The organism is Enterococcus sp. AZ009, assembly GCF_050548785.1.
GTDB lineage: Bacteria > Bacillota > Bacilli > Lactobacillales > Enterococcaceae > Enterococcus_D > Enterococcus_D entomosocium.
On sequence record NZ_CP172960.1, the window covers coordinates 688,631 to 695,000 of the forward strand.

The window sequence follows — 6,370 nt, forward strand, 5'->3', positions numbered from 1 at the left end:
AAGGCGGATCGTCGGTCTTTTTTTATTGCGTAATGTAATGAGATTTACTTGGGTGTTGATGGGCTAAGCGACTTGCGGCAGAAGCGGCAATGGCACCTACGATATCATCTAAAAAGGTGTGAACGCGGGGACCGTCGTGCTTATTCAGTTCTTTCAAAATGCCCGGTTTGACTTTATCAATGTATCCGTAGTTAGTAAAACCGATGGAGCCGTACACATTGACGATGGATAGTGCGAGGATCTCATCGATCCCATAAAGCCCTTCGTCTTCTTTGACGATTTCTTGCAGTGGATGCAGCAGTTGATTTTCTTCTGCCAAAATATCCAATTGGACACCCGTCAAAATCGTGTTGTGGACTTCCCGCTTGCTTAAGACAGCGTTGACGCTTTCGATACACATCTCCAACGTGATGCCTTCAATGTAATCTTTTTGCAAGAACATCACCAATTCGCCGATGTCTTGCAGTGAGACACCGCGGTCGGCCAACAATTCTCTTGCTTTGTCTTCAAGTGTTTTGCTTTCTAATACCATATAGTTCCCCTCCATGTAAAAATAGTTTATTCAAAAGTCAACATGCGACTGATGGATTGCAATCATAAGTAGTGCCTTATTCCAGTTGCAGCCAATGCCATTTGGGTTTTAGTCCCTTCTGACATCCATTGAAGCACAGGTTTTTGCTAGTTCTGCTTTGGCTGCCACTGCCCAAGGATGGGGGACCACTAAGTCACCGGCAAAGAGCCAGTCCATATAATAGCCAGCGGCAGATTCCAAGGAATCATCGAGGCGCTCTAATAAACCGGTTAAGAAAGGTGCTTGATCTTTGCGATCCCATTTGATTTTGTCGGCTAAAAAAACGATCAGATCGAGACGACTATATTGGGCCTTTAAGGTGGTATGACAGCTGATGGCGGACAGAATGTCTGGATCAGACACCTGAAAAACCGTTTTTGCCAACAAAGCGGATTGCTGCTGATGCAGCAAAAAAGGTGCTTGCCGCTCCGCATCTAAGATCGGTTCGCCTACTGCTATCTGCAAGGCGATTCGCTGGTCATTAGGGATGACGACGCTGACATCGTGCAGCAGTCCTGCCAAGTAAGCTTTATCCGCATTGACTTGAAACCGTTCTGCCAATCCTTTGGCTTCTTGGGCAACGGCTAGATTGTGGACCGCCGTTTCGGCATGATCGAAGGCTTCCAGATACTGAACCATTTGCTCAGTGAGGGTCTCCCCCTGTAAAGGGAGAGTATAGGTGGCAAGACCAACTTGTTTCATCTCAGCTACTCCTTAAAAAGACTCGTACTGTGGGCGGGTTGCGTCCGCGTTTTGGGATCAATGTAATGGAGTGCATTGTTCACCGCAGTTGGGGCTTCCCCGAAACCAGTAGCGATCAGGTCGACTTTTCCATCGTATAAAACGACATCCCCACAGCCATAGATCCCAGGAACAGACGTGCTCATATCTGAAGAGACGAAGACTCCTTGGCGGCTGCTTTTCATGCCCCAATCCTTGATGTTCAATGTGGAAGAAAAACCGTAATTGACGATCAAAGCATCCAATGAAAGGCTGACCGTTTCATCACCTTTGACTTGCTGCAACGAGACACCAGTCAAACGTTGCTCTCCTTGGAGCTCTTGAATCACATAAGGAGTCAGAATGTTGACGGCAGAAGCTTGTAATTTGCTGACGCTATGTTCATGAGCACGAAATTCAGGACGGCGATGGATCAAGTAGACTTCACTAGCGATCGGCTCCAGCATCAATGCCCAATCGATGGCAGAATCGCCGCCACCGGCGATCGCTACTTTGCGTCCGGCATACTTCATCAAATCGGTGACAAAATAGTCTAAGCCGTATCCTTCAAACCGCTCGCTTTCTGGCAAAGTCAGTTTGCGCGGCTGGAAGGAGCCGTTTCCTAAAGCCAAAATCACGGCTTTCGAGTAATGGATTCCTTTGTCGGTAGTGACTTCGATATAGTCTTCTTGTTTTTCGACCGACAAGACGGTTTCTTCTAAACAATATTGGTGATTGAAGGTCGTCAACTGTTTTTCCAGGTTTTGGACAAGATCGCCCGCTTTGATTTTCGGATAACCTGGGATATCGTAGATGTATTTTTCTGGGTATAAAGTAGCAAGCTGACCGCCTAATTGCGGCAAGCTATCGATGATTTTGGTTTTGGCGTTACGCATACCGGCATAGAAAGCAGAAAACATCCCGCTAGGTCCCGCGCCGATAATCGTTATATCAAAAATATCCATGTTATTCCTCTTTTCTAACCACGTTGGGGTGAAGCGTGTTCGTAGTGTACGAATAGCTTTATTATAGCAAAAATTATCCAAACTAGCATTTTTTCAATTTTCTGCTATCATGGATTTATGAGAGAGAAGGAGGAGTTAATGTGTCTGAATTTCCACAGTTAGCATTAGAAAAACAAACTGGCCATAAAGCAGTCATCAAAACCAATCGTGGGGATGTAGTTGTACAATTGTTCCCAGAATTGGCACCAAAAACAGTGAAAAACTTCGTTGAATTAGCGAAAAAAGGGTATTACGATGGGATCATCTTCCACCGTGTCATTCCTGATTTTATGATTCAAGGCGGCGATCCAACTGGTACAGGGATGGGCGGCGAAAGCATCTATGGTGGCAGCTTTGAAGATGAATTTTCAAAAGAATTGTTCAATCTTCGTGGCGCTTTATCCATGGCAAACGCTGGTCCGAATACTAACGGCAGCCAGTTTTTCATCGTAAACAATCAAAATGTTCCTAGCAACATGTTAGGTCAATTAGAAGGTGCTGGTTATCCAGCTGAAATCATCGAAGCGTATCAAGCAGGTGGTACTCCTTGGTTAGATTTCCGTCACACAGTCTTCGGTCATGTGATCGAAGGAATGTCAGTCGTTGATGAAATCGCTGGCGTGCAACGGGGACCACAAGATCGTCCGGTGCACGATGTAGTGATCGAAACGATCGAAATCAGCGAATAAAACAAAAAGAACCCAAAAGCAGTTTCAACGGTCATCCTCAGGAGACCGTTGAAATGGCAGCTTTAGGGTTCTTTTTTTACACGTAAGCGTTAATCGATCGGTTGGTCTTTAAACGCAGCGGCGATTTGATTGAGTGCTTTTTCTAATAGCTCTTTAGGACAGGCAAAGTTCAGCCGCATATGGTGACTGCCGTGGGGACCAAAGATATTTCCTTGATTCAATACGACATTGGCTTCTTTAATCAGTTTTCTTTGTAGCTGATTATCCGTTAGGCCATAGGCAGAAAAATCCAGCCAGATCAAATAAGTACCTTCGGGCTTTTGAAACGTCACTGCTGGGAGTTGTTCAGTCAAAAAGTCGCAGACAAAGGTGCGATTTGCTTCTAAGTAGGACAATAGTTCTTCTAACCATGCTTCAGATTCACGATACGCTGCTTCAGTAGCGACCAAACCAAACGTATTGATTTCCCCTTGAACGTTACGTTCCTGTGTTTTTGCAAATTGGCTGCGCAAGGTTTGGTCTTTGATAAATACCATCGAATTTTTGATCCCAGCTAAATTAAAGGTCTTGGTTGCTGAAGTCAAAATGATCGAAAAATCGGCAAAGCTTGGCTCGACTGTTTGGAAAGAGACAAAGTGATTTGGCGCAAAAACGATGTCTTGATGGATCTCATCACTGACAACGACCACCTGGTGCTTTTGACAAATCCGGCCGATCATCAGGAGTTCTTCTTTTGACCACACGCGTCCGCCAGGATTATGAGGATTACATAGAAGAAACAATTTTACTTTCTTTTCGATGATGGTTTGTTCCATCGCCTCAAAATCGATGACGAAGTGGCCATCTTTTTCCAGTAACGGTTCTTGAATTAAGGTACGCTGATTGTTTTTGACAACCTGGGCAAAGGGATGGTAGACCGGATCGTGGATCAGTACGGCATCTCCTTCTTGGGTGTAACTTTGGATCGCTAGTGCAATACTAGGGACGACACCGCTATTAAAAAGGATCGCTTCTTTATTGATGGTATAACCATGACGTCTTTGCTGCCAATCGATGATGGATTCAAGCAGCGAATCAGGGATGGTGGAGTACCCATAGATCCCTTGGGCAACTGCTTTTTCTAAAGCTTTTTTCACTGGTTCTGGTGCCAGAAAATCCATGTCGGCTACCCAAAGCGGCAATAAGTTTTCTTCCTTATAGGTTTTTGCAATCGTATCCCATTTGACGCTATTGGTATTTAAGCGCGGATGAACTTTGTCAAAATTGATCATGCGTTTCCCTCCTATATTGTGTAACGTTGTTTCTGATGCTTCAAATCTACCACTAGTTCAAGTATAATGAAAGTGGAAAAGAGAGGAAAGACTATGAATTATCAAATCGGGAACATTATAGAAGGAACAGTCACTGGGATTCAACCCTATGGTGCATTTGTTTCGTTAGATAAAGAAACGCAAGGCTTGATCCATGTTTCAGAGATCCAATCCGGGTTTACTAAAAATATCCATGAAGTCTTACAGATCGGCCAAAAAATCCATGTACAAATCATTGATATTGACGAATACAGCCAAAAGATCAGTTTGTCCCGCCGTACATTGGAAACAAGTTTTGTTCAGCCACCCTTTAAGCGTAAACGCTACTTTACAAATAAGAATAAGCGGATTGGTTTCCGTACGGTTGGAGAAGCTTTACCAGTGTGGGTGAAAGAAGCTAAAGAAATGTTAGAAAAAGAAAACAGCAACAGATAATCGTGCATATTTTCTGAAAATGTGCTAAAATTAGTTTACAAACAGATGAATAACTGAGGTGGGTATTTTGGGATCCAAAAAAGTAGCGGGTACAGTTATGATGCACTTAACAAATGGTTCGAAACGATTTTTGATGCAAATACACGAAGGCACTGCGGAATTAGCGTCAACGGATTTTTCTGAAGATAAAACCGGCTTGGCTACGATCTTACAATTGTTTAAAGACCGTATCCACCTTGATGTGACAGCGATCGAACTCGTTGAACTCACAAATGGCAACATTGATACGCAAAACATTCCTTTATTTGTTTTTGAAACACAAGAAGCAGGACAAACGCAACAGCTGCCAGAAGGGTATGCGTGGGAAGAGCCCAATATCTTTCGTAAGATCATCGAAGACTATAAGATTGAAGGCGTTCCGTTCTTTTAGCAACTGTATACTAGTGAAAAGACTGAAGACCGTTATGACGGTCTTTTTTTATTGAAAACTTTTTGTAAATAAAATGAAATATTTCCTTGACCTGAGTCAAGAAGAATGGTAAATTAGTCAACGTTGGCAATTGAGTCAGCGGGTCAAAAATGCTTTTGAAAAAACTTCAAAAAAAGACTTGACCAAAAATGAAACAGATGATATTATAACGAAGTCGCAATTTTAAAACAGTTAATCGATGTTGATACATCAACAAAATTAATTAAAAAAAGTTGTTGACAAATAACAAATCATTTGTTATTCTAATGAAGTCGCTGAGACAGCCGCTGCGAAGTTGAAAAACAACGAGCGAAAAAAACTTTTAAAAAAGAGTTGACAATCAACTGTCACTCTGATATGATATAAAAGTTGCTAACACAGCACGGTAGACCTTTGAAAACTGAACAAAGCAAGCAAACGAACCAATGTGTAGGACGTTTCAATTTATTGAAACAAATACATGCAAGCAATAGCTAGCAAAGTTAATTTTTATGAGCTTAATGACCGTATGGTCATTCAAACAAATCATTATGAGAGTTTGATCCTGGCTCAGGACGAACGCTGGCGGCGTGCCTAATACATGCAAGTCGAACGCTTTTTCTTTCACCGGAGCTTGCTCCACCGAAAGAAAAAGAGTGGCGAACGGGTGAGTAACACGTGGGTAACCTGCCCATCAGAAGGGGATAACACTTGGAAACAGGTGCTAATACCGTATAACACTATTTTCCGCATGGAAGAAAGTTGAAAGGCGCTTTTGCGTCACTGATGGATGGACCCGCGGTGCATTAGCTAGTTGGTGAGGTAACGGCTCACCAAGGCAACGATGCATAGCCGACCTGAGAGGGTGATCGGCCACACTGGGACTGAGACACGGCCCAGACTCCTACGGGAGGCAGCAGTAGGGAATCTTCGGCAATGGACGAAAGTCTGACCGAGCAACGCCGCGTGAGTGAAGAAGGTTTTCGGATCGTAAAACTCTGTTGTTAGAGAAGAACAAGGATGAGAGTAGAACGTTCATCCCTTGACGGTATCTAACCAGAAAGCCACGGCTAACTACGTGCCAGCAGCCGCGGTAATACGTAGGTGGCAAGCGTTGTCCGGATTTATTGGGCGTAAAGCGAGCGCAGGCGGTTTCTTAAGTCTGATGTGAAAGCCCCCGGCTCAACCGGGGA

The 6,370-nt window shown here is 43.7% G+C and carries 7 protein-coding genes and 1 rRNA gene (1 of these 8 only partly in view); 4 read left to right on the forward strand and 4 right to left on the reverse strand.

The annotated features are described in order from the left end of the window. Positions 1-22: 22 nt before the first annotated feature. The 3 genes from IGJ74_RS03210 to IGJ74_RS03220 form a co-directional block, all read right to left on the reverse strand. Positions 23-532 (reverse strand): phosphatidylglycerophosphatase A family protein, encoded by a 510-nt coding sequence (locus IGJ74_RS03210; protein WP_005227653.1) that lies wholly within the window; start codon positions 530-532, stop codon positions 23-25. Between the two features lie 108 nt (positions 533-640). After that, positions 641-1,273, reverse strand: a complete 633-nt coding sequence (gene yqeK, locus IGJ74_RS03215) for a bis(5'-nucleosyl)-tetraphosphatase (symmetrical) YqeK (protein ID WP_087665108.1) — start codon at positions 1,271-1,273, stop codon at positions 641-643. 5 nt (positions 1,274-1,278) lie between these two features. Then, positions 1,279-2,256 (reverse strand): NAD(P)/FAD-dependent oxidoreductase, encoded by a 978-nt coding sequence (locus IGJ74_RS03220; protein WP_008378083.1) that lies wholly within the window; start codon positions 2,254-2,256, stop codon positions 1,279-1,281. A 140-nt stretch (positions 2,257-2,396) separates the two neighbouring features. Here IGJ74_RS03220 and IGJ74_RS03225 point away from each other — a divergent pair, with 140 nt between their 5' ends. Further along, positions 2,397-2,984 (forward strand): peptidylprolyl isomerase, encoded by a 588-nt coding sequence (locus IGJ74_RS03225; protein WP_005227659.1) that lies wholly within the window; start codon positions 2,397-2,399, stop codon positions 2,982-2,984. An 89-nt stretch (positions 2,985-3,073) separates the two neighbouring features. Here the strand turns inward: IGJ74_RS03225 and IGJ74_RS03230 are convergent, their stop codons facing one another. Further along, on the reverse strand, positions 3,074-4,255 hold the full coding sequence (locus IGJ74_RS03230; RefSeq protein WP_087665109.1) for a MalY/PatB family protein: 1,182 nt from the start codon (positions 4,253-4,255) through the stop codon (positions 3,074-3,076). A 93-nt stretch (positions 4,256-4,348) separates the two neighbouring features. Between IGJ74_RS03230 and IGJ74_RS03235 the strand changes: the two genes are divergently transcribed. The 3 genes from IGJ74_RS03235 to IGJ74_RS03245 all read left to right on the forward strand — a co-directional run. Continuing rightward, positions 4,349-4,729, forward strand: coding sequence for a CvfD/Ygs/GSP13 family RNA-binding post-transcriptional regulator (locus IGJ74_RS03235; protein WP_087665110.1), 381 nt, complete (start codon positions 4,349-4,351; stop codon positions 4,727-4,729). Positions 4,730-4,796: 67 nt separating this feature from the next. Further along, positions 4,797-5,159 carry a hypothetical protein gene (locus IGJ74_RS03240; protein ID WP_008378091.1) on the forward strand — a complete coding sequence of 121 codons (363 nt, stop codon included), beginning with the start codon at positions 4,797-4,799 and terminating at the stop codon, positions 5,157-5,159. 565 nt (positions 5,160-5,724) lie between these two features. Beyond that, positions 5,725-6,370: ribosomal RNA gene (locus IGJ74_RS03245) — 16S ribosomal RNA — on the forward strand (it continues 914 nt past the right edge of the window).

Excerpts from the sequence above, each read along its gene's own strand:
- IGJ74_RS03210 (WP_005227653.1), bottom strand. The coding sequence starts at position 532 with ATGGTATTAGAAAGCAAAACACTTGAAGACAAAGCAAGAGAATTGTTG.
- yqeK (WP_087665108.1), bottom strand. The coding sequence starts at position 1,273 with ATGAAACAAGTTGGTCTTGCCACCTATACTCTCCCTTTACAGGGGGAG.
- IGJ74_RS03220 (WP_008378083.1), bottom strand. The coding sequence starts at position 2,256 with ATGGATATTTTTGATATAACGATTATCGGCGCGGGACCTAGCGGGATG.
- IGJ74_RS03230 (WP_087665109.1), bottom strand. The coding sequence starts at position 4,255 with ATGATCAATTTTGACAAAGTTCATCCGCGCTTAAATACCAATAGCGTC.
- IGJ74_RS03235 (WP_087665110.1), top strand. The coding sequence starts at position 4,349 with ATGAATTATCAAATCGGGAACATTATAGAAGGAACAGTCACTGGGATT.